The sequence below is a fragment of the Streptomyces sp. AC558_RSS880 genome (assembly GCF_019049255.1).
In the GTDB taxonomy this organism is placed as follows: Bacteria; Actinomycetota; Actinomycetes; order Streptomycetales; family Streptomycetaceae; genus Streptomyces.
Map to the genome: position 1 here is coordinate 25,459 of NZ_JAGMUJ010000031.1, position 24,785 is coordinate 50,243.

Here is a 24,785-nt window from a genome sequence, read left to right on the forward strand (position 1 = left end):
GGCACGAGCACCACCGACAGGGCCCTCTCGACAGTTCGCCGTCCTGGCCGAGAGGGCTCGGCCCGCACCCTCTCGGCTCGGCCCGTCGTTCTCCGCGGAGCGGTCAGCCGAGCGCCTTCTCCACCGCCGCCACGACCTCCGCCGACTCCGGCTCGGTCTGCGGCGCGAACCGGGCGACGACCTCGCCGTCCCGCCCGATCAGGAACTTCTCGAAGTTCCAGCGGATGTCCCCGCTGTGCCCCTCGGCGTCGGCGAACCCGGTCAGCCGCTCGTACAGGGCGTGCCGCCCCTCCCCGTTGACCTCGACCTTCTCGGTCATCGGGAAGGTCACGCCGTACGTCGCCGAACAGAACTCGGCGATCTCCTCCGCGCTGCCCGGCTCCTGCCCGAGGAACTGGTTGCAGGGCACGCCGAGCACGGTGAAGCCCTGCTCCGCGTACCGCTCGTGCAGCCGCTCGAGACCGGCGTACTGCGGGGTCAGCCCGCACTTGGAGGCCACGTTCACCACGAGCACGGCCCGTCCCGCGTACTGGTCGAGCGAGGCGGAGCCGCCGTTCAGCGCGCCGATCTCGACGTCGAGGGGAGAGGTGCCGTCGTTCTCTGCAGTCGTCATGAGCGCGAGCCTAACCCCACGGCGCGCGGCGCCCCGGTCGTCGCGTCGGCCGGCGGTCAGGGCTTGCGGCCCACACCGCCGTAGGCGTCCACGGGCGCCGCGCCGTCGCCGTCCCCGTCCGGCCGCCACTCCGGCACCCGTACGACGCGCGGCTCCACCAGCTCCAGCCCGTCGAAGAACCCGGCGATCTCGTCGACGCCGCGCACGTGGTACGGCACGGCACCGCTGGAGTTGTACGCCTCGGACGCGGCGATCATGCCCTCGCTGGTGGCCGTACTGTCGCTGATCACCAGGTGGCTGCCCGGGGGGAGCCCCGCCATGAGCCGGCGCACCAGGTCGCGGGCCTGCCCGTAGTCGGCCACGTGGCCGAGCGTGTTGAGGATCACCAGGGCGACCGGCCGGGACAGGTCGAGCGTCCCGGCGGCGGCCCGCAGCACGGACTCGGGGTCGTACAGGTCGGCGTCGAGGTACGCCGTCCTCCCCTCGGGTGTGCTGGTGAGCAGGGCGTTCGCGTGGACGAGGACGATCGGGTCGTTGTCGACGTACACGATCCGGGAGTCCGGGGCGACGCGCTGGGCCACCTCGTGCGTGTTGTCGGCGGTCGGCAGCCCCGTGCCCACGTCCAGGAACTGCCGTACGCCCTGCTCGCCGGCGAGGTACCGGACGGCCCGCCCCAGGAACCGCCGGCTGGTGTGCGCCACGTCGACCAGCCCGGGGAAGATCCCCTTGATCTGGTCGCCTATCTCCCGGTCGACCTCGTAGTGGTCCTTCCCGCCGACGAAGTAGTTCCAGAACCGCGCCGAGTGCGGCCTGGTCGTGTCGATCCGGGCATGTGCCGCGAAACCGGAACTGTCCTGGGTGATGTCCTCGGACACGGGCGATCCTCCTGGGAACGGTCGATGGCCGGTCGCCTTCAACCTAGGCGAACCGGCCATCACCCGCTGGGAGTTGGAAGACCCGACGGCACCGGCGGCGTCCCCCCGCACCCCGGCGCGGTCTCGGCCCACCGCGCGCCGCACGGCTGAGCGCGCCCGCACCGGCCGGTCCGCCGGTTTCCGTGACCGCGGCCGCACAGGGGAGTGCGGGTGAGCACCCGGTGCCCACCCGCACGTGCGAACTCGTCCTCCCGCGGGGCCGTCAGCCGCCCACGTACCAGCTGAACCCGCCGTTGTTCGCGGCGACGATCAGGAGCACGATCCACAGGACCACGTCGACGATGCCGAGGACGATGCCGGCCTTCGCCATCCCGGCACCGTTCCCGGCCGCCGCCTGGCGGCGGGCGACGGCGCCGAAGACGATGGCCAGCGGGCCCAGGACGATGTTCAGGAAGAACAGTCCGATGATGCCGCAGCACAGGCTCGCGATCGCCAGGCCGTTGGTGCGCGAGCCGGAGGACGCGGCGGAAGAGCTGCCGTAACTCGTCATTGGATACTCCCGGTTGTCGGTTGCACGGACCGAACGGGCCCTAGTTTCCTCACTCTTGACTTGCCTGTTCCGAATGCCCCCTTGCCGCGCTCCCATGCCGGCCGGCCGGACGACGCGCGCCCTGTCAGACCTTCGTCGAGTCCTTCGGACACGTCGACTCCGCCACCGCCACCGCCACCGGCGCCGGGGCGGCCGCGGGCCCGCCCTCGCTGAGCCCGAACCGGTCGTGGAACCTGCGGAGGAAGGGCGGCGCGTACCAGGCCGAGCGGCCGAGCAGGCGCATCGCCGCGGGGACGAGGACGCCGCGTACGGCGATGGCGTCGATGAGGACGGCCAGCCCGCTGCCCAGGCCGAACATCTGCATGAAGCTGATCTCCGAGGTGCCGAAGGCGAAGAAGCTGACCGCGAGCAGGCAGGCCGCCGCGCTGACGATGCGCCCGGTGTGCCCGAGTCCGCCCGCGACGGCGGACTCGTTGTCCTCGCCCGCGTCGTGGAGTTCCTTGATGCGGCTGGTGACGAACACCTCGTAGTCCATCGACAGGCCGAAGGCGATGCAGAACATCAGCACCGTCATCGCCACCTCCATCGGCTGCGCGGTGAAACCGAGCAGGGAGGAGAGGTTGCCGTCCTGGAAGATCCAGGTCATGACGCCGAGGGTGGCGCCCAGGCTGATCAGGTTCAGGACCAGCGCGCGCAGCGGCTGCACCACACTCCCGGTGAACAGGAAGAGCAGGAGGAAGGTGGTGAGGGCGACCAGCGCGACGGCGACCGGGAGCAGGCCGCCGATGGAGTCCTTGGAGTCGACCAGCTGGGCGTCGACACCACCCACCAGGGGATGCGCCCCCGCGGGCGGGGTGACCGCCCTGACGTCCTCCACCAGGTCCTGGGCCGCGTCCGACTTCGGCACCAGGCCGCTCACCACGGTGATCCGCTGCGCGTCGTCACGGCCGAGCGCGGCGTCGCCGGGACCGGCCGCCGTGGACCGCCCCCCGGCGTAGCCGCCCGCACTGGTCTCGACGCGGACGACCCCCTCGACCCCGGACAGCGCGACGGCGTACGCCGCCAGCGGCGCCCCGCCCACCGGTTCGTCGATGACGACGTGCAGGGCCGAGTCCTCGCTGCCGCCGAAGTCCTCCCGCAGGACGGTGGCGACCCGGCGGCTCTCGGCGTCCTCGGGCAGCACGCGCTCGTCCGACGTGCCGAAGGTGATGCCCAGCAGCGGGCTCGCCGCCAGCAGCAGGACCGCGAGCACGGGAAGCGTGGTGAGCGCGGGCCGCCGCATGACGGTACGGGCCAGCCGCCCCCACAGCGGCGCCCGGGTGCCGGAGCGCCCCGGCTTCGCCCACGGCAGCCGCCCGCTGTTGACCCGGTGCCCCAGGACGGTCAGCAGGGCCGGCATGACGAACAGGGTGCCGACGGCGGCGACGGCGACGACCCCGACCCCGGCGAAGCCGAACGAGCGCAGGAAGTACTGCGGGAACACCAGGAGCGCCCCGAGCGCCGCCGCCACGGTCGCGGCGGAGAACACGACCGTCCGGCCCGCGGTGCTCACCGTGCGCCGGACGGCGTCGTCCACGCTCGCCCCCGCCGCGAGCTGCTCCCGGAAGCGGCTGACCATCAGCAGGGCGTAGTCGATGCCGAGGCCGAGGCCGAGGGCGGTGGTGAGGTTGGTCGCGGTGTCGGCGACGTCGGTGACGCTCGCGAGCAGGGAGAGCTGGGCGAACGAGCCGATGATGGCGACGAGGGCGATGACCAGCGGCAGCAGGGCCGCGACCACGCTGCCGAAGACGAACAGCAGCAGGACGAGGGTGAGCGGTACGGCGATGGCCTCGGCCAGCACCAGATCGTCGACCACCTGCTTCGACAAGTCGCTGCCCACGGCGGCCCCGCCTCCGGCCCGGACCGTGAGGACGTCCTCGTACGTCCCGGTGTAGGCGTCGATGATCTCCTTGGCGTGCTCCCGCTGCCGCGTCTCGTCGCCCGTCACATGGGCGAGCACCATGGCCTCGCGGCCGTCCCGGGAGCGGAGGTCGTCGCTGCCCGACTCCCAGTACGAGACGACGTTGGTGAGCCTCTCGTCCTCCTCCAGGTCGGCGGTCAGGGCCTGCCCGCTCCGCCGGGCGGCGGGAGCGTCGACCCGGCCGTCGGAGGCCCGGACCAGCAGGACCAGGTTCGTCTCACCGCCGAACTTCTCGTCGATGACCTCCGCCGCCCGGGTGGACTCCGAGGCGGGGTCGTCGAAGCCGCCACCGAGCAGCTTGCCGAACGCGCCGGCGCCGAGCACGCCCATGAGGGCCACCGCCAGGACGGCGACGACGAGGACCAGCCGGGATCGTCGAATCGTAAATTCGGCCAAACGTTCGAACACGTGCGATCTCCTTGGTGTCGGAAGAGGTGAAGACGACGCGTGTCGGCCGGATGCGCGGGGGACCCGGCGCGGTGCCCCGCAGGGGCACCCGCCCCGTGCGGACGGGTGCGTGTCGCACTCCTCGTCGCCGCGAACGACGTTAGTGAGACGACGACTTGTTGAGCAGAAGGAAGTTTTTCTGACAGTGTCAGATTTTCCGACCGGGCCGCGGATTTCCGTCGTAGGGTCACCCCATGCCCGCAGACGAACACCCGACGGCCCCGCTCACGCTGCGCCAGCGCCGCAGGGCCGTCGCCACCCGGGAGATCGTGGACGCCGCCGAGCACCACATCGCCGAACACGGCCCCGCGGCCCTGTCCCTGCGGGCGGTCGCCCGGGGCCTCGGCATGAGCGTCCAGGCGCTCTACCACTACTTCCCGAACCGGGACGCCCTCGTCACGGTGCTCATCGCCAAGGCGTACGACGACCTGGCCGACGCCGTGCGGACCGCGGCCGACACCGCGCCGGACGACCCGGCGGTGCCGCGGTTCGTGACCGCGGCCGAGGGCTACCGCCGCTGGGCCATCGCCCACCCCGAACTGTTCCAGCTCCTGTACGGAACACCACTGCGCGACTACGCGGCACCCGCCGAGGGCCCGACCACCCGCGCGATGCGCCGGATGAGCGAGGTCTTCCAGCGCGTGCTGTTCGACGGGTTCACCGAGGAGCAGCTCGCCGCCGCCGACACCCGCACGCTCTCACCCCCGCTCCGGGCGCATCTGGAAGCCCTGCCACCGGACGGCGCGCCGGCACTGCCGGCCCCCGCGACCGTGCTCATGCTGAGCGGATGGGGCCACATGCACGGTCTCGTCGTCCTGGAGGTGTTCGGCCACACCTCCTTCATGGACGGCCACCAGGCCGAGATCTTCCGCATGGCGATGCGCGACCTCCTCGCGGACATCCACCGCCGCATCCCCCCAGAGCGAACCGGCGTCGGACGACCCGACGGACGGGCCGGATGACCGCATGACGGGCACCGCGTGGTCCGGGCCGTTCCGCACACGATCCGGGGCAACGGCTGGAAGCAGGCTGCCCGGGCCCGGTCCGGCCACAGGGGCGGGCCGGTACGGAGGTGATCGACCTGACAGCCCGTCATCGTCCAGGGCCGACACCACCGGTGGCCCGCCGGGTGGCCAAGGCGCTGGGGACGGCGCGCCGCCGGAGGACCTCGGCCGGCGCCCTGATCGGCCTGGGCGCCGGCCTGGCCGTCGGATCGCTGCCGCGTCGCCGACGCTGACCGCCACGGCCCGGCACCACGTGGCCCCAGGAGCGGATCCCCCGGGCGGTGCCCACGTCGTCGTGCGGCACCGCACACCTTCCGGTCCATCGGGACCGGGGGAAGGCGTCGAAGCCCTTGATATGTGCACGTGTGCACGTGTCGGCTTGCCGGCTCCTCCTGGTACGGCACGGAGGAGTCCCCCTCCGTGGCCCTCGTCCAGGACCGATCCGATCGGGCACAGGATGTCGGGTCGGGGAGGGGGTCCGCTCCCTAGCGTGGTGAGCGCGAAAGAGGAAGGAGACCGGGAGTGCTGGAGCGTCTCAACCAGACCCTGGAGTACATCGAGGGCCGTCTCGACCAGCGGATCGACATGACCGAGCTGGCCCGCATCGCGGCCACCTCGGAGTACCACCTGCGCCGGATGTTCTCCGCGCTCGCGGGCATGCCGCTGTCGGAGTACGTACGGCGCCGTCGGCTCACGGTCGCGGGTGCCGAGGTGCTCGCGGGGCGGGAGTCCCTGCTGGAGGTCGCGGTGCGCTACGGCTACGGCTCGGGCGAGGCGTTCGCCCGGGCGTTCCGCGCCATGCACGGCATCGGGCCGGGCGAGGCCCGGCGCACCGGCGCCGCACTCGTCTCCCAGCCCCGGCTGTCCTTCCGCCTCACCGTCGAAGGGAGCAGCAGCATGCGCTATCGCGTAGTGGACAAGCCCGACTTCACCGTCGTCGGACCCAAGGCCCGGGTGCCACTGGTGCACACGGGACCGAACCAGGCGATCATCGATTTCGTCCGCGGGATCGGCCCGCAGACGCGGGAACGCCTGGAGAAGCTGTCGGACCAGGAGCCGCAGGGCATCGTCGCGGTCTGTGACGACCTGGACCCGAGCCGCGCCGAGGGCACCGAACTCGACTACTACCACGGGGTGATCACGACGGCGGCCGCCCCCGAGGGCACCACGGCGCTCTCCGTCCCGGCCGGCACCTGGGCGGTCTTCACCACCTCCGGACCGGCCCCGCAGGCCATCCAGGAGCTGTGGCGGGACGTGTTCACCCAGTGGTTCCCGTCCAACCCGTACCGCAGCCGCCCCGGCCCCGAGATCCTGCGCACCACCCTCTCCCCGGACGGGACCGAGGCCGACGCCGAACTGTGGCTCCCGGTGGAACGGGAACGCGCCTGAAGCCGACGGCACCGGGCCGATGCCGGGGCGGCGAGGAAGAAGACGCCGGCGGCGGGACGAGGCGCGGCGGACCACCGCACCTCGTCCCGCACCCGACGCGGGGCCGGGAGCATCAACCTCGACCAAGGGAACCAGCGCTCCCTTCGGAGGGGCCTCGGGCAACACGCACCGATCGCGTCGATCCGGGCGAACGCGTACGGGCCGGCGTCCAGGGGCCGGTCGCGGAAGGCGGCGACCCGCCCGTCCAGGTGCTTGGCCATCGCGCCGACCTGCTACTTCGGCGGCCGGTAGCGCGCCGACGAAGGTGTGAGGCGTGACGCACAGGTAAGTGCCGTAGTTCTTGTGAAGTTGAGGAGATGGCCATCTGAACCACGGGTGGCGGATGGACAGTGCGTAGTCGGTCCATGCCAGTCCCCACGAGGAGCCACCCCCTGATGCTGAGCACCACGCTCGCCGAGGTCCGTACCGTCCCAGCGAGCGGCAGATCCGCACCGCGCGGAAGCCACCCCTTACGGCTCGACATCCAAGGGCTGCGCGCGGTGGCCGTCGGGCTCGTGGTGCTCTCCCACGCCGGGGTGGCGCAGGTCAGCGGTGGTTACGTCGGGGTCGACGTCTTCTTCGTGATCTCCGGCTTCCTCATCACGTCCCTGCTTCTGCGTGAACTCGCCGCCACCGGCCGCGTGTCGATCCGCGCCTTCTACGCCCGCCGGGCGCTGCGGCTGCTGCCCGCGTCGTCCCTGGTCATCGCCGTCACACTGGCCGGAGCGTGGCTGTTCCTGTCGAAGGCGCGACTCGCCGCGTACGCGGGCGACGCCCTCGCCAGCGCGCTGTACGCGGTCAACTTCCGGCTGGCGGCGGCCGGTACGGACTATCTCGCCCAGAACAGTCCGCCGTCGCCGTTCCAGCACTTCTGGTCGCTCGCCGTGGAGGAGCAGTTCTACCTGGTGTGGCCGCTGCTCCTGCTGCTCGGCTGGCGGGCCGCCCGCGGTCGGCGCCGGCTGGTCGTGGTGCCGCTCGGAGCGCTGGTCCTGGGGTCGTTCGCGGTCAGCGTCCTCATGACCGACTCCTCACCCTCCTGGGCGTACTTCATCTCCCTCACCCGGGGCTGGGAACTCGGCGCCGGGGCGCTGCTGGCGCTGGCCACCGCCCGGCTGGAACGGCTGCCCGCCGCCCTCGCGGGCCCGCTGACCTGGCTCGGCCTGGTCTGCGTCGTGCTGGCGGCGGTCTGGTACGACGACCGGACGCCCTTCCCGGGTCACCACGCCCTCCTGCCGGTCCTCGGCACCATGCTCGTCCTGGCCGGCGGCTGCGCGCCCGCCCCGCACGGCGCGGGGTGGCTGCTCGGGCGGCGACCGCTGGTGTGGCTCGGCGAACTCTCCTACGGCTGGTACCTGTGGCACTGGCCACTGCTGGTCATAGCCCCGGCGGCGCTGGGCCGTACGGACGGCACCGCCGGGGTGCCGCTCGCGCTCGGGCTGTGCGCGGTGGCGCTGGGCCTGGCGTGGCTGACGCTGCGCCTCGTCGAGAACCCCGTCCGCTTCCACCGGGCGTTCCGGGGGCGGCCCCGCCGGGCCCTGGCGCTCGGGGCCGGGCTGACGGCGGGGGCCACGGCGCTGTCCCTGACGGCGGCGGCGGTACCGCCGACGATCGAGGTCGGCGGGCCCGCGCCCGTACTGGCGGAGGCGCTGGCCGACGCGCCGGACCCGCAGACGCGGCTGGCCGAACTCCTGGCGTCGTCCCCCGTCAGCCTGCCGAGCAACCTCACCCCGGCCTTGCCGAAGGTGAAGTCCTCCCGGTCCGCGGTCTACCGGGACGGCTGCCACGTCGACCACGACAGCACCCGGACCCCGTCCTGCGTCTACGGGGACCCCGCGTCCTCCCGGACCGTCGTGCTCTTCGGCGACTCCCACGCGGCCCAGTGGTTCCCGGCCCTGCAGCGGCTCGCGACAGCGCGCGGGTGGAAGCTGGTCTCGCTGACGAAGGCCTCCTGCAAGGTCGCCGACGTGACCATCATCAGCGACCACGAGCCGTACACGGCCTGCGACACCTGGCGTTCCCACGCCGTCGCGAAGATCAGCACCCTGCACCCCGCACTGGTCGTCGTCTCCTCCTCGGACGCGGGCGACCCCGCCCAGCCCGCCGACGACCCCCTCCAGCAGTGGACCACCGGCTTCGAGGACACCCTCCGGGACCTCGGCACCTCCGGCGCCCACGTCGCCGTCCTGCTCGACACTCCGTGGCCCAAGGGCGACCCGGTCGACTGCGCCGCCAAGAACTCCCTGCACCTGCGCGCCTGCGCGAACCACCTGCCGGACGCGATCCACGACGCGACCCGCCACACCGCCCTCCGCAGCGCCGCCGCCGCGACCGGCACCTCGGTCATCGACCCCGAACCCTGGGTCTGCGCCCCCCGCACCGGCACCTGCCCCGTCGTCGTCGGCGACACCGCCGTCTACCGCGACGACAGCCACCTCTCCGAGGCCTACGCCGAGGCCCTCACCCCGGTCCTCGCCCCCGCGCTGGACCGCCTCCTCGGCACGGGCTGAGCACGCCGGGCCGCCCTGCCGCCGGCCTGGCGGCCCGGCCTCACTTCAGGTGCCGGCCGAAGAACCGTTTGCTGTCCTCCAGCTCGAACCACGGGGTGCCGGTGTGCCCGCCCGAATTGGCGTGCAGCGTCTTCTCCTCGCCGGCGAAGGCGTCGAACAGGTCCAGGGCCCGCTGCCGTGGGTTCCCCTCGTCGTCCCACTGCAGCAGCATCAGCAGCGGAACGGTCACCTGCCGGGCCTCCTCGCGCTGGGCGCGGGGCACATAGCCCCCGGCGAAGAAGCATGCGGCCACGATGCGCGGCTCGACCGCCGCCAGCCGGATGCCCAGGGCCATCCACCCGGAGTATCCGACCGGGCCGCCGATCCCGGGCAGCGAGAGGAGGGCGTCCAGGGTGGTACGCCAATCCGGGGCCGCCTTTTCGACCAGCGGGCCGACGAAGGACTCGAAGATCCCGTCGACCGGCTCGCCGGCCCGCATCGCCCGGCGGAACTCGGCGCGGGCCTGCTCGTCGGCGGCGGAACGGGGCCGGTCACCGCACCCGGCGGCGTCGACGGAGGCCACCGCGTAGCCGCCCGCCGCGGTGATCCGGGCCCGGGCCACCAGCCGGGAGTCCCCCTTGGGCAGGCCGTTGTTGTGGGCCATCAGGATCAGCGGAGCCGGTGCCGCGGACTCAGGCGTCCACAGGGTGCCGGGGATCTCGCCGAGGGTGAACTCGCGCTCGAGGACGCCGTCGTCGAGGCGTTGCTCGGAGGTGAATCGCATGGTCGTGCCTTTCGGGAGTGCTCAGAAACGGCGCTCCCGGACGACCTGTCGCCCGGCCGTGACCTCGGAGAGGAGCACCCATGCCGATACTGCGTTCACGGGTACCACCTCCTCGTTCTCTCGCACGGCCTCCGGAAACGTAGCCGTGGACGCCGCGGCCCGCAAACGTTTTTCGACGCGGACCCGGCGACGACGGGGCCCCTCAGAGGTGTTGCTTGGCTGCTCCGACCAGTCGGTTGATGTCGTCACGGGTCCGTACCCTGGCATCGTCGAGTTCGGTTCTGCTGTCCGTCCTGGACAGCGCCGTGACGTCTGCCAGCACGTCCTCCGCGGCCCGGCTCAGCGTCTCGTCATCGGTGAGCATCTGCACCCGGAACAGTGCCTCTTGGGCGTTGAAGCGCAGGTCGTAGGCACGGATCCGCACGGTGTCGGGGTCCTCGGGCGGTGGTTGTTCGTGCTCGCAGAACCAGAGGTGAACGAGGCAGCGGCGGTAGTTGACCAGTGCGCCGGCGTAGGCGGAGTAGGCGTCGAGCCGTTCCTGTCGCAGCTTCTCGCGGCGGGCGAACTGGTGGCTCCTGTCGGTGGTGCGCTGCTGGAACGCCAGGGTGATCCCCGAACCGAGCAGAGTTCCCAAGACGGCTATGCCGCTGGCGATGATGGTCTCCACATCTCAAGCTGATCACGCATCGCCGTCCGGCGCGGGCTGTTGCCCGACTCCGATGCCGACACGCTCTCCCCCTGTGGTGGCGACCCGTACCGGGCTGGGTGAGGGGTCCGGTGGTCCGATGCCTGGACACGACGAAGGGCCGTCCCGAGAGGGAACCCCTCCCGATCCGGCCCTCCTCTCCGCGCCCCGGCAGGACCCGAACCTGCGACACCCGCTTGAGGAGTTTTCTCCGAACGGGTCTGCGACCTGCGGAAACGCTCGCTTCAGGTTGCCTGGCCTGGGAAAGCACTCCTCCGTGGTTCTCGTGTGTTCACGGGGCTTCCCGGCCTCATGTGTGCTGGATCCGTTCCGGCTGGGGCCGGTCGACGGAGGACGATTTCGGAGACGCCGGCGCGCGTGGCACCAGGAGTGGCGTGGCAGGTGCGAGGCGGTCCCGTTGTCGCACCTGCCCTACAGACGGGTGGTCCTCATGACCAGCTCGGACACACCTCCTGTTCCCCGGCGTCTGCCCAGCGGTGTCCACGAGACCGTGCGGCCGGGTTGTGCGCTTCTCCGGCTGGAGACGACCGCATCACGTGAAGGTGTCCTCGATGGTGCGTGGTGGCCGCGCTCGCGCGACATGGGCGCCGAGCTGCCCGCGCTGCTGAGTGCCCTCATCGCCCACCTCGGCCCCGTGACCCGCGTGGGGCTGGACACCGCAGCTCGGGAAGGTCTCCCGACGCGCATCCTCGTGGACGACCGCGTGGTGCACATCGGTTCCTTCCCGGTCGGTGACGACACGGTCCTGATCACCCGGGGCGACCGGGACATCTTCTCGTTCCTGGTGGTCCCGCCGGACGCGGCACCGGACGCCGCCCGCACCGCGATGGCCCAGGCGGTCCGGGCGGACAACATCAGCCAGGCGGAACAGATCCTCATCGACACCGGGAGCGGGCGCGGTTCGTCGGGCTGACGGGTCACCGCCGGGCTCGACGGCGCAACGGTGTCGGACGGCGGGGCGAGGTCAGCCGCGCCACTGCAGCCGTCGTGCTCTTCGCGGTGCTCCGCGCGGACCAAGGCGTGTCGACGGTGACCACATCACGGCCTCCGACGGCTCCGGCAGGGCTCTCAGATGGGGACACGTGCGTGCCGGAGCGGTGCTCCGGCCCGGTGGAGACTGGCGAGGGCCAACCGGTAGGAGGCGATCAACCCGGTTTCCACGTAGTCCACACCCAGTTCCTGGCAGTGGCGCCGCACGATGGTCCGGGCCCTGCGCAGGTTGGGGCTGGGCATGCTGGGGAACAGGTGGTGCTCGATCTGGTGGTTCAGCCCGCCCAGTGCGATGTCGGTGAGCCTGCCGCCGCGCACGTTGCGTGAGGTGAGCACCTGGCGACGGAGGAAGTCCGGGCGGTCCTCGCCTGTCAGGATCGGCATGCCCTTGTGGTTGGGCGCGAAGAGGGAGCCCAGGTAGACGCCGAACAGGCACTGGTGGACGGCGAGGAAGGCGATCGCCATGCCGGGCGGCAGCAGCCACAGCAGCACGGTCAGGTAGAGCACGAAGTGCGCGAACAGCAGGACGCCGTCGAGCGTGCGGTGCTTGAGCGAACGATTGGCCAGTGCCTTCACGCTCGACACGTGCAGGTTGAAGCCCTCCAGGGTGAGGAGCGGGAAGAACAGGAACGCCTGCCAGCGGCCGATCAGGCGGGGGAGCCCCTTGGCGGCCCGCGCCTGGTCCTGGGACCAGACCAGCAGGTCGGGGTCGAGGTCGGGGTCGAGTTCCTCGTGGTTGGGGTTGGCGTGGTGGCGGGTGTGCTTGTCCTGCCACCAGCCGTAGCCCATCCCGATACCGGCACCGGCGATCCGTCCGGCCACCTCGCTGGCCCGGCGTCGGCGGAACACCTGGCGGTGCGCCGCGTCATGGGCGAGCAGGGCGACCTGGCCGAAGACGACGCCAAGGAAGGCGGCGACCGCCAGAGTCCACCAACTGTCGCCGATGAGCGCGACGGCGGCCCACCCACTGACGTAGAGCCCGGCCACCACCGTGGTCCGCAGCGCGTAGTAGCCGGGACGGCGCCCCAGCAGCCCGGCGGCGGCGATCTTTCTCGACAGGCGGGCGAAGTCACTCCCGGACGCCTCCGAGGGCGGGGGTCGGACCGTGGTGTTACTGCTCATGATGGTGAAACTCTCTCCGAGGAAGGCCGGTTGGCTCGGCGCCGCCCCGGGAGCCGCTGGGACCGGTCCGCAGGCAGGGCCTTTCGTCCTCCGTGGTTGCGGACACATCACGCGGCCACGGAGCTGGGAGGCGTCTGCTTCGTCCGTCAGCGGCTGCTGCGCAGGCCCTCTGTTTCTCGTGGGTACCCCGCCGCGGGCGTCTCACACCGTGTCGGACGGGGCCTCCGGAGCGGTCCGCGTGCACGCCGGCGGAACCGACTCCGGCCGGTGAAGCGGATCCGCTGACGGCTGATGAGCGCTCGACGCCTGGCCGGTCACGCCGCGGTCTCGGTGATGAGGACGGCAACGGTGACCGGGCCCGGGGCGCCGGTGGCCGCCGCGTCGGCCACGGCGGCCCGGACGGCGCGCGCGACTTCCAGGGGGTGGTGTCCGGGGGCGACCGCGAGGTGGACCTCGACACGCCGGCCGGGTGGGTCGGCATGGTCCTCCATCTTGACCGGGCGGCTCCCCAGCACGGTGGTGAGGCCGGCGACGCCCGGAACACCCGTTGCGACGTCCGCCGGATCCCCGACGGGCCCTCGCGGGGAGCCCGGTCCGGTCACGGGGAGCGAGCTCCGTGCGGCTGCGGTCGTTGCCGCGGCTGTGCTGTGCGGCGTGAGCCTCATGGATCTCGCAACGGTCCGCTCCTTCGTACCTGTCTGCGGGACCTCATGGACATCCGTGACGCGCAGGTCGGCCGTCACGGTGGCCAGGCCGAGCCGTCGAGCGGCCGCGTCCAGCAGTCTGCTCCTCAACTGGTCGGCGGTTTCGGGCAGTGGCTCCCCGAGTGATGCCGAAAAGGCGGCTTCGATCCTGAGCGGGCCCGGCGGCATCGCGCCGGCCGGCGGACGGACGGCCGGCTCGGACACGGATTCGAGCGGCGCCGGCCCGATGCGCAGAGACTCCAGCCGCACCCCGGGGATCTCGTTCGCGGCCCGCCCGAGGGCCTGGACGGCCGCTTGCTCGGTGATCCATGTCCCGTCGGCGGGCCCGCCCAGCGGGAGCAGCCGACCCTGGCCGAACCGGTGCCGTACCGCCTGCGTCCCTGCTTCGGTCTTCACCGGCCTCTCCCCCTCTCTCAGGCGACTTGTCGGACCCCCGTGCCTCGCAGCGTTCAAATCCCACAATGCACACTAAGTGAATATAATCGGGCAAATGAGGACCATGTGGACCTCTGAGGGAGGAATATCCCGATGACCGAGAACACCGGTGCAAGGCGCGGTGGCGCTCCCGCTTCTCGTGGCCGGACGACGGTCGCCGATGTGGTGGTGGAGAAGATCGCCGGAATGGCGGCACGGGACGTGCCCGGCGTCCATGCCCTGGGCAGCGGTTTCGCCCGCTCGATGGGGACCATGCGGGAGCGGATGCCCGGCGCCGGCAGCGGCAAGTCCGTCACCCGCGGGGTCAGCGTCGAGGTCGGAGAGCTGCAGGCGGCCATCGACCTGGAGATCGTCGTCGACTACGGCGTCTCGATCACGGACGTGGCCGGTGAGGTGAGGGAGAGCGTGATCTCCGCGGTGGAGCGGATGGCGGATCGCGAGGTCGTCGAAGTCAACATCACGGTCAGCGATGTGAAGCTCCCCGACGAGGAGGACGAAGGGGAAGAACGGCAGCGGATCCAGTAGCCGGGGCGCAGCAGCCCGCGTGAGCGAAGGAGCGCGTGATGAGCAGAGCCGTGGTGGGCCTGATGGCCGGGATGGCGCTGGGTTTCGCCGCGTATTTCGGTGACTTCTGGGCGTTCCTGCTGGTTCTCGGGCTGGGCGCCGTCGGTCTCGTGGTCGGGCGGTTCATGGAAGGCGATCTCGAACCGGGCGACTTCGTCCGCCGCCGGGACCGGCAGGAGCGGATCCGCGATGACCGGCGACGGGCTCGGGGAGACTGGCGGCAGTGACCGGTGAAGCCGATCGGCGTCCGGGCATCGCCGGCGGGGAGCGCGGAGCGATCGCCGTCGCCGACCGGGTCGTTGCGAAGATCGCTTCCCACGTGGCGCGCGAGGCGCTGAGCCGGTTCCCCGAGTCGGTCGGCCACGTACCGCCGGGCCGCCGGACGCCCCACGTGACCACCTCCGTGCGGCGGGCACCGGAGCGGCAGACCGCAGGACGGGACGGCGAGTCCGCCGCCGGACGGCAGGCGGCGGTCGGCGAGGCACGGCTGCGCATCACCGTCGAGCTCGGCTATCCGTCCGACATCGGGGCACAGTGCGCCGCCGTGCGCAGGGAGGTCATCGAACGGCTCAGGACATGGTCCGGCATGGACGTGTCACATCTCGTGGTGTCGGTCGGGCGACTGCACTCGGCGCATACGCGGCACGCGGGCGAGGAGAGGGTGAGATGAGCGCGAACACCCGTCGGCGGCCGGCCGGTGACAGCGACCTTCCCCCCGGACCCGGAAAGGCGGACCCGTCCGCGGACGGTAGTCGGGGCAAGGACCCGACCACAGCCGACTCGACACCGGCGGTCGAGGCATCGGACCGGCGGATGCGCCGTTTCTGGTCGACGCGGCGGGTTCCCGCCGCCTTGGTGGCCCTGTTGTCCGCCGCGGCCACCGGACTGCTCCTGTACGACGTGGTCTCTGTCCGTGCAGGCCGGTCCGCGATGCGCTGGCGGCGGCGGCTCGCCGAGGAACTGGCCACCCGACCACTGGACGACGTCTGGATGATCGTCGGGGCCGCGGTCGCGATGGCCCTCGGCCTGTGGCTTTTCCTGCTGGCGGTGACGCCGGGACTGCGCAGGCTGCTGCCCATGCGGCAGCCCGTCGGCATCCCCGGGAAAAGGGAGGTGCGCGCCGGGCTCGACCGCCGCGCGGCCGGCCTGGTTCTGCGTGACCGGGCCGTGCGGGTGCCCGGTGTCCAGTCGGCACAGGTCTCCGTCGGCCGCCGGAAGGTCAAGGCCCGGGCGCGCGCTCATTTCCGCGATCTCGAGGAGGTCCGCGCGGACCTGGACGCCACGCTGGGCGAAGCCGTGACGTTCCTGGGTCTCGCCCGGCAGCCCACGCTGACCGTGCGCGTCCGGCGTCCGAAGAAGGGCTGAGGTGATCCCGATGCTCAGGACGGTGAACCGGGTGCTGCTGGGGCTTCTCGGCCTCGGACTGTTCGCCCTGGGCGGCGGCGTGCTGCTGGGCGGGCTGGACCTGCCGCACCGCTGGGACTTCGGCATGCCGGGCTGGTGGCCCTTCCGCGGGCCCGACGACGTGGTGCTGGGCACCGAGGGACGCACCCGGTGGCGGGAGGAAGGCTGGTGGTGGCCGAGCGTCATCGCGGTGCTCGCCGTGCTGCTGGTCCTGCTGCTGTGGTGGCTCCTCGCCCAGCGCAGGCACCGCCTGGGCGGCGTCCTCGTCGGAAGCGGGGACGGCGCGGCGGCCCGGCTCGACGGCCGTGCACTGGAGGACGTGATCGAGGCAGAGGCGCGGGACCTGGACGGGGTCGCACGGGCCCAGGTACGACTGACGGGCCGAAGCACCGCTCCGGCCGCGCGCGTACGGCTGGTGTTGGAGCCGCACGCCGATCCGGCGCGGACGCTGGGGCGACTGAGCCGGGAAACACTCGCGCACGCGCGGGACTCGGCCGGCCTGGACAGCCTCCCCTCGAAGGTCCGACTCAAAGAAGTCCGCCACCACGCACGACGCGCCGACTGATCCCCGGGGCCGGACTCCCGACGGGGGACCCGGTCAGCCCCTCTGAGGGGGGAGGGAGACCTGGCCCCCAAGGGAGAGGGGGATCTGGCCCGCAGCGCAGGTCTTCACGACTGCCCCGGAGCCATCCACGCCGCGGTTTCCCTCAAGGGAGGCATCCCGCCATGGTCCTCTTCCTGACCCTGCTCGTCGCCGGAATCGCTCTGATCGCCATCGGGGCGGGCGTCGACGGCATGCTCTATCTGTCCTCCGCCGGTGTACTGCTCCTCATCGCCGATCTGCTCTACCTGGCGGCCCGCTCCGCGTGGCGATCTCCTCGGCGCCCGGCCCGCTGAGGCCGCGCCCCTCCCGGCCTCGTCACACGGAGCAGACGGTCGGAGCCCGTGTCCATGAGCAGTCGTTCGGTCTGCGGGGAGGGGTGGTGCAGCCGCAGGGACGCGTGGGTCTCGGCGGCGTGCCGTGACACGTCGAGGAAGACGCGCAGGCCGCTGCTGTCACAGCGGTCGACGGTGGTCAGATCGACGTCGATGAGGGCGATGCCGTCCTGCAGGCACCGCTCCAGAGCGGCGCGCACCCGGGGCGCGGTGACGGGGTCGATCACACCGGCCAGGGTGACCAGTGCCCGCCTGTCCCGGTCGTGCCGGTAGATGTTCAGCTGCGGAAAAGTCATGACGCCTCGGTTCGGATGTTCAGATGCCTCGGTCCACGGGTCCCGGCCGCTCCCCGCCCGGTCCGGGGCCCGGATGTACGCCCCGGGCACGCGTCGCCGCGGACTGAGCCGACGGTTCCGAGGCGCGGCCGGGCGGCCGGATGATCACCCGTGGTGCGTGGTACGGCTGCGGCACGCAGCGGCCGCGGCGGCCGGGCCGGGGGGCGCTGTACCGGTACGCGGCGATCCTGTCGGCGTGCTGGAGGTCGAGCCGGTGGATCACGTACGCCGCCGCTGCGATGAGGACCACGAAGGCGGTGGCTGTCAGGAAGGCGTTCATGGCGGCCACCTCACATACCGATGATCAGTCGGCTGGCCCAGCCGGGCGGGCCGGTCCGTTGGGGAACGGCTACGGACACCGCGGAGGCGCCGCCCTCGTACTCCCCTGCCTCGTCCGGGCCCAGTGACTGGCCGGCCGCCAGGACGCCGTGCCGGGCCTCGTCCGCGGCGATGAGCGCGCTCGCGGTCAGGGGCGGGCCGTCGTACTCGGACGCGGCAGCCATCAGCCGGGCCGCCGACTCCGCCCCGGTCTCGGGCGGAACGATGAGGAGATCCCAGCGGCCGGTGCCGTAGGAGAGCAGCAGCAGCTTGTGCGGGTCGATCTCCGGGGTGAACCAGCCGACCTTGACGATGTGCCCGTCCACGGGAATTTCGCGGGGGATGACCGGCCAGTGCTCCGGGTTGACGGCGATGCGGGTGATGCGGCCCCACAGGGGATCCAACACGTCCGTGAGCGCCGGCAGTTCGCTCAGCAGATCCCAGGACCGAGGCCACCAGGCTCCGTCCAGGAGTCCCCGGGAGGTGCCGTCGGTCTTCAGTACGAGACGCGCGGCCGGGGCTGCGACGGGCTCGGCGTGCGGCAGGGTCGGAAGCAAGGTCGCCGACATGATGCGGACCCGTCTCCGGGCCGCCTCTGCGGCGGCGCGGGTTTCATCTTTCGCCGGGGACGACCCGGCGTGGAAGCCGGTGTGCGAGATGCCCTCGGTACTGTCCACACTACTCCGCGTTTCGTCGCGGCGCGGAGCAGCGGTCACATGGAGTGGAGTACCGGCCGGATGATCTCCCGGCAGTGCCTCAGCGCGTGCCGGGGGTCCCCGTCCTTCGGGCTGCAGGGCCGTCGCCGCCGGGCGCGGTCGGCACAACGGTGTCGGACGGCGGGGGCGAGAGGTCAGCCGCGCCACTCCACCATGAGCAGGGTCGCGTCATCGCTGGTCCGTCCGCCCCTCGCCTGCTTGAGCGTGTGGGACAGGGATCGCGTCACCGCCCGGATGCCGCGCCCGGTCCTCTCCAGTCGGTTCACGCAGTCGATCAGCTGGTCCTCCCCGAACTCCTCCCCACCGCTCTTGTGCTCCTCGACCACTCCGTCGGTGAAACAGAGGACGCGGTCCCCGCGCACCAGCCCCAGCTCGCTGATCCGGGGCACCGAACCACCCAGGCCGACGGGAAGGGTCGTCGGGGCGGCCAGACGCTGTGCGACGCGGTGGTCGCGGACGAGGATCGGCGGCGGGTGCCCTGCGTTGATCCACTGCACCCGTCCCGTCGTCGTGTCCAGCTGCATCATCTGTGCGGTGACGAAGTGCTCGGGACCGAACTGCTCTGCCACGGCGCGGTCCATGAAGTCGTAGATCTCCGGCAGTCCGATGCCGGCGCGGCGGGCGTGGCGGTAGGCGCCGATGGCCACGGTGGCCATCGTGGCCGCGTCCAGTCCGTGGCCCATCGCGTCGATCATGGTCACGTGGAGGACGTCGTCGTTGAGCGCGTAGTCGAAGCTGTCGCCGCCCACGTCGTAGGCGGGTTCCAGGATCCCCGCCACGGCGACCCTGGGCATGATCATCGCGAGCGGTGGCAGCAGCGACCACTGGATCTCCGCGGCGACGCTCATCGCCTCACCGCGTCGGACACCGAAGAACAGGTCGGAGTAGCCGTGCTTGGTCACCAGCAGGTCGGCCACCAGGCCGGAGATTCTGAGCAACAGGCGGCGGTCGTGGTCGTCGACGCCGTCCAGCGTCACCGCCATGACCCCCACCTGGTCACCGCCGTCCAGCAGGGGCAGGTGGACCCGGACGCCGTCCTCCTGGCGCACCTCCACGGGGACCGCGTCGAGGAAGCAGCGGCCCGCCTCGGAGTCGTCGATCACCTGAGGTTCCCCGCCCGTGAGGCCCTCACCGGGCAGCGGTACGAGCAGCAGCTGGCCGTAGTCCTGCAACAGCACCTGCGGTCGGCGGCCACCGAGCCGCTCCACCACGTCAGCGACCAGGGGCCCGATGAGATGGGGCGGCAATTCGTGCGCGCTGTCGAGGATCTCTCCGAGGAGAGCTTCCCCGAAGCTCTCGGAGCGGTCCGCGCGCCGTCCTGCCGTCATCCCCTCACCCGCCATGGTCAGGGCGGGCCGGTATGACAAAGGTTCTGTCGGTGCCATGGCTCCATCAAGGGGTCGTGGATGCCCGGGCCCGCCGGCCACGCGTGGCAGGCCGGGTCGGGCTGCTTACCTGGGTCCGGCTCCTCCTTCCGACTCCCACGTGTCTTGTCCGTCTAGGCCGCTCTCGGCGAGTGCCAGCAGGCGCGGGGCCGACAAGGGGTTCTCGGGGTCGGAGGCGGCGGTCAGCAGCAGGGCTGCCGTTTCGGCCGGTTCGTCCGGTGGGACCACGAGCAGTTCCCAGCGCCCCACGGTGCCGCAGTCCACGGTGATGGCATGCGTCTCGGCGGCCCCGTCGCTCAGGGCCACCTCGATCACATGCCCCGGTGCCATCACCTCCTGCGGGGCATCGGGCCAGGCGGCGGTCCCCACGGTCACGCGCGTGACGGTGCCGATGCTCGGATCCAAGGAGCCGACCAGCGCGGGCAGCTCCAGTTCCAGTGCGTCGCAGCGCGGCCACCATGCGCCGTCCAGCGGGCCATGGCTGACATCCGGCGTGAGGCGCAGCCGGGGCAAGGGCATCCGGTAGGAGTGTCCGTCACCTGGGGCCGTACCTTCGGCGGGCTTGGTGATGGCGTTCATCGTGCGATCCCGATCCGGGCGGTTTCCGGCTGCCCGTGTCTGTTACTCGCCGGGAACGGCGCCGCCGTGGTCGTGCGCCCGACAGTTCTCGGTACCTGTCAGGCTACTCCCGGCCGTGGCAAGCGGCGTGGCGCGCGGCCATCGCGTGGGGAGGCAGACAGCCATCGCGTCGGGACACGTCCGTACGGCGGACGACGGGTGGGTGACGGCCCCGGCCGGGTACGACCGCCGGCTCATCGCTCCTCTGCCACATCATCGGCGTGCCGAGGGCTGCCCTTCGGAAGACAGGGTCAACACACAGGGGGCGACGGGGCCGGGCAGCCCGACGACCTCACCCAGGTTCTGCCGGCCCCAGGATGCCCCCCGAGGGAGGAGTGCAGGTCTGTGAGCAGACGTTGTTGCAGGCGGCGGGCGATATCGCGGTGCTGAGTGTGCGGATGGGCCACGACCTGGGTGAGGACGACGAACCGCGCGCTTCGTCGGCCAGGAAGCGGTGGCCGAACTCCGGGTCGTCATGGTGCGCGTCGAACAGCGCGTTCGCGCGATGCACCTCCTCCGGCAGGGCACCGGTCACCGGCTTGTCGAGCCAGCGGTAGCAGGGCTGCCTGGCGAGCTTCAGCACCCGGCACGCGACCGTGACGGGCATCCCGTCCCCGGCTGGCTCCTTCACGAGCGGGTAGATCCTTTTCCCGGCAGATGCGCCTGCGACAGATAGGCCGCGGCCCGCCGCAGGACCTCGTTCTCCTGCTCCAGCAGCTTGATCCGCCGCCGCGCTTCCCGAAGCTCGGCGCTCTCCTGGCTGGTCACCCCGGCCTTGGCCCCGTCATCGATGTCCGCCCGGCGCATCCACTTCCACAACGTCATCGGGTGGACCCCGAAATCGGTGGCCACCTGCTCGACCGTCACACCCGGCCCGCGGTTCCCCGCGACCCGCACGACGTCCTGGCGGAACTCTTCCGGACAGGGCTTGGGCACAACGACACCCTTCCCACCCGCCCCGCAGGGAAAGCCAGTTCAGATGTCACCCGACCGTGCATCAGACCCCATCCTGGGCCACTCACAGATCAGCATCACCATGGACGTCTACACGCACGTCGTGCAGGACACGCAGCGCGAGGCCATGAGCCACATGGACCGGTTGCTCAGGAAGCGGCGCCCCGGTAGCCCTGAGCGTGAGTGACCGCCCGCGTTGATGCCAAAGGCCCCGGACCAAGATCGGTCCGGGGCCTTTTGCCTGGTGCCCCCGGCAGGATTCGAACCTGCGACACCCGCTTTAGGAGAGCGGTGCTCTATCCCCTGAGCTACGAAGGCGGGGCTTGATCGAAACCTTGCGCGGAACTCGGTGGAGTGCCCGTGGCGAGGTCTCTCTGTCAAGCCCTGAGCGTCCTGTAGCCGACAGACTGCCGCGTGGGTTGGGCGGGGCCCGGGTGTCATGCGGCAGCGGCCGCCAAGGCGCTCGATCCACAGCGTACCGGATCGGAGCTCGGACGGGCGCTGGTGTGGTGGGTTGATCGTGGAGCCGTCGGGTGGTGGGGTCGGCAGAGGGGGTGGCTCCTTCGTGGAGGGCGCGGCTGGTGGAGTTCTGGGCGAGGGGGAAGCCGGAGGGTGTGCGGTTTCCGGGCTTCGGCGCCGTAGGAGATGAGGCGGCTTCCGGCAGGCTCGACGGCCAGGTGGTCGCGCCATGCGGACCGAGGAGTCCGGCCGCGTCGCCGTAGCTCAGGTCGGACACGGCGACCCCGGGTTCGAGAGCTTCACCCGCCGGGCCGGTCGAACGGAGGCCTGAACAAGATCTGTTGACGCGGGCCAACGACCATGCCAGGCTTGTGGGAGCGCTCCCAAGCCGCAGATGGCGGGGGGCAGCACGCTCTGTGTCTGTCCGTATCGGAACCTGTGTATTGACGTCGCGTCACTTCTGGTTGTCGACGGGGGAATTGAACGCTGTCATGGCCGTACCGGAACATCACGATCATCTCGACACCGTAGGTTTCTGTATGCGCCGGGCATGGACGCGCTTGTCCCTGACCGGCTTTCCCACGGTCCCCTGACGACCGTTGTCAGCAGAGTGACGCCACGCCTCAGAAGCGCGTCCGTTCGTTGCCCCTGACCGTCACCGTCATGCGTCGGTACCGGCCCGGTCCGTACGGGACGAGCCCTCAGCAGTTCTGGTGAGCACCGGTGTGCGCCCCGATCCAGGCCGGCCGATGACGCGGTTCGCCTCCAGGCCGCGCATGCCCGTGGCGTCGGTGCATGCACAGCACAGCCGCTCATGCCATCTCGCGGTCACCCTCGCTTCCACGCGGTGACCGTCGGGACGGCATGAGCTCACTCACGCACGAGATGCACGCAACGCCGTTCTGTGAGAAAGGAACCACAGATGACCCAGGTCACGCCTGCGGTGAAAGGCGATCAGGAGCGGCCTTCGTCAACCACCATGCCCGAACCGGGCTCCGCCTACCTCGCGGTGATCACATCCCGGCTGCGCGGACTATGGCAACACTGGTCCGGCGACCCCCTCGGCGAGACCCGTCGGATCGGCGGCGCGGTGCGGGTCGCCTTCTCCGGCGGGAACGGCCCGCGGTGACCGGAACGGCCGCGCGGAGACCACTGGCCGACACCTCCCAGCGGAAGATCATGCTCGGCGTCCTGCTCGTGGACACGATCGCCGCCGGGGCCTTCTACCCCCTCACGTTCCTCTACCTCACGCTCAGCACTGATCTGCCGGTCGCGCAGATCGGCCTGATCCTGACCGGGGGCGGCCTCGTCGCCCTGGTGCTGAATCCCGTGGCCGGCAGTGCGGCCGACCGCTGGGGTGCCCAGCGGACCCTCGTGCTGGCCAACGTGTGCTGCGGACTCGGCTACCTGGGACTCGTCGACATCCACGGCTGGTTCCAGCTGGTCGCGGCGGTCGCGTTCATCTCCTTCTCGCAGCGCCTGTACTGGGTCGGCTGGCCGGTGTTCATCGCAGAACAGGTCGCCGAGGGGGAGACGCTGGACCGCTGGTTCGCAGTCGTCAACGCCTTCAAGAGCGCTGCCCTCGGCCTCGGCGCGGTGACCGCCGCCGTCGCCCTCGCCGCCGGTGACGTCGGCACGCTCCGGGCGATCCTGGTCGTCGCCGTGGCCGCCTCCTTCCTGTCGGCCGCGGTGTTCTTCCGGCTGCGCATGAACCCGCGGGCCGCCGCGGGCGATGCGGACGGCGCCGGGGTCCCGGACGCGGAACCGGCGGCCGGGCCCGGAGGATGGCGCGTGGTCCTGGGAGACCGCCCGTACGTCGTGATGACCGTGGCGCACACCGCACTGACCGTGGCGTGGCTGCTGCCCGGCGTCGTGCTGCCGGTTTACTTCGTCGACACGCTGGGCCTGCCCGCGTGGGTGCCCTCCGTGGCGTTCGCGGTGAACACGGCCATGACCGTGCTGTTCCAGACGGTCGTCTCGCGTTCCCTGGCAGTCCTGCGGCGCACCCGGGCGGTGCTGGTCGGGGCCTGTGCCTTCCTGCTCGCCTTCGCCGTGTTCGCGGGCGCGGGCAGCAGCTCCCGGGTGGTCGCGACGGGGCTCGCGCTGGTCGGCATCATGCTCTTCTCCGTCGGCGAGATGTCCGCCGGACCGCCGGCCCAGTCGCTGTCGATGGAGGCCGCACCGGTGCCGCTGCGCGGCAGGTACTCGTCGGTCTTCCAGATGTCGTGGACCGTCTCCGGCGTCGTCGGTCCCGCCGTCGTCGGGGTGCTCCTGCAGTGGAACAGCCTGGCTCTGTGGCTGGTACTGGGCGTACTCGTCGCACTCGGCGGACTGGGCTTCGTCGCCTGCGAGAGGGCGTTCCCCGCACGTGTCCTGTATGCCGAGCCGAAGAAGAGCGGCGCATGAACCCGGATGGGCCGCGATCCTCCATGTCAGCACCACCGGCGAGCCGGGCGGGGTCGGTGAGGCCGTCCGCAGCGAGCTGCCCTGCCTCGCCGAGTCCGGGTGGCGGCCCCGATGGGGCACGGCGAACGAACTGGACGAGGCGCACGACACCGCGTTCGTCCTGCACAACGCCGTGCTGCCGGAAGGGCCGGCCACCCGGCTCGACAGGAGCCGCACCGACGGAGCGGAACTCTTCGGCGGCCGGTGGCAGAAATTGGCGCTCGGCCGCGCGTCCATGCAGGACGGGCCGCTTCTGATGGTTCCGGACGGCCGGCCGCCGCCCTCGACGCCGAGGCGGAACACGCCCTTTCCCAGCGTTATGCAGCTCAAGCCGAAAGGCCGGCGGCCGGCGGCCGACGACGGGATCATGCTGCTGGTTTCTCACCATTTCTCGACGGTGGGAACGGACGACCTCGTCGTCGTGATCGAGGGGCCGGACAGCGGAAGCCGAGGGCCACGCCACACTGCTGTGTCGCGGCGGTCTCTACGCGGAGTTGTACACGCTTCAGGCCCGCGGCTGCCGACGAACCGGCCGGAATGAGTCCCT

At 71.5% G+C, this 24,785-nt stretch carries 28 protein-coding genes, 1 tRNA gene and 1 pseudogene; 14 read left to right on the top strand and 16 right to left on the bottom strand.

Features of this window, described 5'->3' with window-relative positions; translation table 11 throughout:
- Positions 1-103: 103 nt before the first annotated feature.
- The 4 genes from KUM38_RS13960 to KUM38_RS13975 all read right to left on the bottom strand — a co-directional run bounded on the left by KUM38_RS13960 (position 104) and on the right by KUM38_RS13975 (position 4,406).
- Complete coding sequence (locus KUM38_RS13960) at positions 104-613, bottom strand: glutathione peroxidase (protein ID WP_217129674.1); 510 nt, start codon at positions 611-613, stop codon at positions 104-106.
- Positions 614-669: 56 nt separating this feature from the next.
- Positions 670-1,488, bottom strand: coding sequence for an SAM-dependent methyltransferase (locus KUM38_RS13965; RefSeq protein WP_217129675.1), 819 nt, complete (start codon positions 1,486-1,488; stop codon positions 670-672).
- A 262-nt stretch (positions 1,489-1,750) separates the two neighbouring features.
- The gene (locus KUM38_RS13970; RefSeq protein WP_217129676.1) at positions 1,751-2,038 is read right to left on the bottom strand and encodes a DUF4190 domain-containing protein; all 288 of its coding nucleotides are present in this window, start codon (positions 2,036-2,038) and stop codon (positions 1,751-1,753) included.
- Between the two features lie 124 nt (positions 2,039-2,162).
- On the bottom strand, positions 2,163-4,406 hold the full coding sequence (locus KUM38_RS13975; protein ID WP_217129677.1) for an MMPL family transporter: 2,244 nt from the start codon (positions 4,404-4,406) through the stop codon (positions 2,163-2,165).
- A 233-nt stretch (positions 4,407-4,639) separates the two neighbouring features.
- On the opposite strand from KUM38_RS13975, the gene KUM38_RS13980 reads away from it, so the two are divergent.
- The 3 genes from KUM38_RS13980 (at position 4,640) to KUM38_RS13995 (ending at position 9,384) form a co-directional block, all read left to right on the top strand.
- The gene (locus tag KUM38_RS13980) at positions 4,640-5,407 is read left to right on the top strand and encodes a TetR/AcrR family transcriptional regulator (RefSeq protein ID WP_217129678.1); all 768 of its coding nucleotides are present in this window, start codon (positions 4,640-4,642) and stop codon (positions 5,405-5,407) included.
- Between the two features lie 564 nt (positions 5,408-5,971).
- The gene (locus tag KUM38_RS13985; protein ID WP_217129679.1) at positions 5,972-6,838 is read left to right on the top strand and encodes an AraC family transcriptional regulator; all 867 of its coding nucleotides are present in this window, start codon (positions 5,972-5,974) and stop codon (positions 6,836-6,838) included.
- Between the two features lie 434 nt (positions 6,839-7,272).
- Complete coding sequence (locus KUM38_RS13995; protein ID WP_217129680.1) at positions 7,273-9,384, top strand: acyltransferase family protein; 2,112 nt, start codon at positions 7,273-7,275, stop codon at positions 9,382-9,384.
- Between the two features lie 40 nt (positions 9,385-9,424).
- Here the strand turns inward: KUM38_RS13995 and KUM38_RS14000 are convergent, their stop codons facing one another.
- A complete protein-coding gene (locus KUM38_RS14000) occupies positions 9,425-10,147 on the bottom strand; it encodes a dienelactone hydrolase family protein (protein WP_217129681.1) in 723 nt (240 codons plus the stop codon).
- A 202-nt stretch (positions 10,148-10,349) separates the two neighbouring features.
- Positions 10,350-10,814 carry a hypothetical protein gene (locus KUM38_RS14005; protein WP_217129682.1) on the bottom strand — a complete coding sequence of 155 codons (465 nt, stop codon included), beginning with the start codon at positions 10,812-10,814 and terminating at the stop codon, positions 10,350-10,352.
- 469 nt (positions 10,815-11,283) lie between these two features.
- On the opposite strand from KUM38_RS14005, the gene KUM38_RS14010 reads away from it, so the two are divergent.
- Entirely contained in the window at positions 11,284-11,766 is a 483-nt protein-coding gene (locus KUM38_RS14010) for a DUF5994 family protein (protein ID WP_254397152.1), read from the top strand.
- A 155-nt stretch (positions 11,767-11,921) separates the two neighbouring features.
- Here KUM38_RS14010 and KUM38_RS14015 read toward each other — a convergent pair whose 3' ends face one another.
- Both KUM38_RS14015 and KUM38_RS14020 read right to left on the bottom strand, forming a co-directional pair.
- Positions 11,922-12,965: an acyl-CoA desaturase gene (locus KUM38_RS14015; RefSeq protein ID WP_217129684.1), complete on the bottom strand. Its 1,044-nt coding sequence runs from the start codon at positions 12,963-12,965 to the stop codon at positions 11,922-11,924.
- Positions 12,966-13,279: 314 nt separating this feature from the next.
- Positions 13,280-14,065 carry a hypothetical protein gene (locus tag KUM38_RS14020; RefSeq protein WP_217129685.1) on the bottom strand — a complete coding sequence of 262 codons (786 nt, stop codon included), beginning with the start codon at positions 14,063-14,065 and terminating at the stop codon, positions 13,280-13,282.
- A 132-nt stretch (positions 14,066-14,197) separates the two neighbouring features.
- On the opposite strand from KUM38_RS14020, the gene KUM38_RS14025 reads away from it, so the two are divergent.
- From KUM38_RS14025 to KUM38_RS14050, 6 genes are all read left to right on the top strand, one after another.
- Entirely contained in the window at positions 14,198-14,629 is a 432-nt protein-coding gene (locus KUM38_RS14025) for an Asp23/Gls24 family envelope stress response protein (protein WP_217129686.1), read from the top strand.
- A 38-nt stretch (positions 14,630-14,667) separates the two neighbouring features.
- Positions 14,668-14,895 carry a hypothetical protein gene (locus KUM38_RS14030; protein WP_217129687.1) on the top strand — a complete coding sequence of 76 codons (228 nt, stop codon included), beginning with the start codon at positions 14,668-14,670 and terminating at the stop codon, positions 14,893-14,895.
- Positions 14,892-15,338, top strand: a complete 447-nt coding sequence (locus KUM38_RS14035) for an Asp23/Gls24 family envelope stress response protein (protein WP_217129688.1) — start codon at positions 14,892-14,894, stop codon at positions 15,336-15,338. Before KUM38_RS14030 ends, KUM38_RS14035 begins: the two co-directional genes overlap by 4 nt.
- A complete protein-coding gene (locus KUM38_RS14040; protein ID WP_217129689.1) occupies positions 15,335-16,033 on the top strand; it encodes a DUF6286 domain-containing protein in 699 nt (232 codons plus the stop codon). The genes KUM38_RS14035 and KUM38_RS14040 overlap by 4 nt, the downstream gene beginning before the upstream one ends.
- A gap of 10 nt (positions 16,034-16,043) precedes the next feature.
- A complete protein-coding gene (gene amaP / locus KUM38_RS14045) occupies positions 16,044-16,637 on the top strand; it encodes an alkaline shock response membrane anchor protein AmaP (RefSeq protein ID WP_217129690.1) in 594 nt (197 codons plus the stop codon).
- 161 nt (positions 16,638-16,798) lie between these two features.
- A complete protein-coding gene (locus KUM38_RS14050) occupies positions 16,799-16,969 on the top strand; it encodes a hypothetical protein (protein ID WP_217129691.1) in 171 nt (56 codons plus the stop codon).
- Here the strand turns inward: KUM38_RS14050 and KUM38_RS14055 are convergent.
- The 7 genes from KUM38_RS14055 to KUM38_RS14085 form a co-directional block, all read right to left on the bottom strand.
- The gene (locus KUM38_RS14055; protein ID WP_217129692.1) at positions 16,918-17,304 is read right to left on the bottom strand and encodes an STAS domain-containing protein; all 387 of its coding nucleotides are present in this window, start codon (positions 17,302-17,304) and stop codon (positions 16,918-16,920) included. The two genes, KUM38_RS14050 and KUM38_RS14055, sit on opposite strands and share 52 nt — an antisense overlap.
- A 19-nt stretch (positions 17,305-17,323) precedes the next feature.
- Positions 17,324-17,623, bottom strand: a complete 300-nt coding sequence (locus tag KUM38_RS14060) for a hypothetical protein (RefSeq protein WP_217129693.1) — start codon at positions 17,621-17,623, stop codon at positions 17,324-17,326.
- Positions 17,624-17,633: 10 nt separating this feature from the next.
- Entirely contained in the window at positions 17,634-18,338 is a 705-nt protein-coding gene (locus KUM38_RS14065; RefSeq protein ID WP_217129694.1) for a DUF5994 family protein, read from the bottom strand.
- Positions 18,339-18,511: 173 nt separating this feature from the next.
- A complete protein-coding gene (locus KUM38_RS14070; protein ID WP_217129695.1) occupies positions 18,512-19,705 on the bottom strand; it encodes a PP2C family protein-serine/threonine phosphatase in 1,194 nt (397 codons plus the stop codon).
- A 123-nt stretch (positions 19,706-19,828) separates the two neighbouring features.
- Positions 19,829-20,341 (bottom strand): DUF5994 family protein, encoded by a 513-nt coding sequence (locus tag KUM38_RS14075; protein WP_254397153.1) that lies wholly within the window; start codon positions 20,339-20,341, stop codon positions 19,829-19,831.
- Between the two features lie 331 nt (positions 20,342-20,672).
- On the bottom strand, positions 20,673-21,011 hold the full coding sequence (locus KUM38_RS14080; protein WP_217129696.1) for a hypothetical protein: 339 nt from the start codon (positions 21,009-21,011) through the stop codon (positions 20,673-20,675).
- A complete protein-coding gene (locus tag KUM38_RS14085; protein WP_217129697.1) occupies positions 21,008-21,316 on the bottom strand; it encodes a transposase in 309 nt (102 codons plus the stop codon). Before KUM38_RS14085 ends, KUM38_RS14080 begins: the two co-directional genes overlap by 4 nt.
- Positions 21,317-21,386: 70 nt before the next feature.
- On the opposite strand from KUM38_RS14085, the pseudogene KUM38_RS14090 reads away from it, so the two are divergent.
- Positions 21,387-21,521: pseudogene (locus KUM38_RS14090) on the top strand (site-specific integrase); the annotation flags it as partial.
- 55 nt (positions 21,522-21,576) lie between these two features.
- Here the strand turns inward: KUM38_RS14090 and KUM38_RS14095 are convergent.
- Positions 21,577-21,652 (bottom strand) — tRNA-Arg (locus tag KUM38_RS14095).
- A 1,063-nt stretch (positions 21,653-22,715) separates the two neighbouring features.
- Here KUM38_RS14095 and KUM38_RS14100 point away from each other — a divergent pair.
- From KUM38_RS14100 to KUM38_RS14110, 3 genes are read left to right on the top strand one after another with little or no spacing between them, the layout of a single operon-like run.
- A complete protein-coding gene (locus KUM38_RS14100) occupies positions 22,716-22,922 on the top strand; it encodes a hypothetical protein (RefSeq protein WP_217129698.1) in 207 nt (68 codons plus the stop codon).
- Positions 22,919-24,199 carry an MFS transporter gene (locus KUM38_RS14105; RefSeq protein WP_217129699.1) on the top strand — a complete coding sequence of 427 codons (1,281 nt, stop codon included), beginning with the start codon at positions 22,919-22,921 and terminating at the stop codon, positions 24,197-24,199. Before KUM38_RS14100 ends, KUM38_RS14105 begins: the two co-directional genes overlap by 4 nt.
- The gene (locus tag KUM38_RS14110) at positions 24,171-24,779 is read left to right on the top strand and encodes a hypothetical protein (RefSeq protein ID WP_217129700.1); all 609 of its coding nucleotides are present in this window, start codon (positions 24,171-24,173) and stop codon (positions 24,777-24,779) included. Before KUM38_RS14105 ends, KUM38_RS14110 begins: the two co-directional genes overlap by 29 nt.
- Positions 24,780-24,785 lie beyond the last annotated feature (6 nt).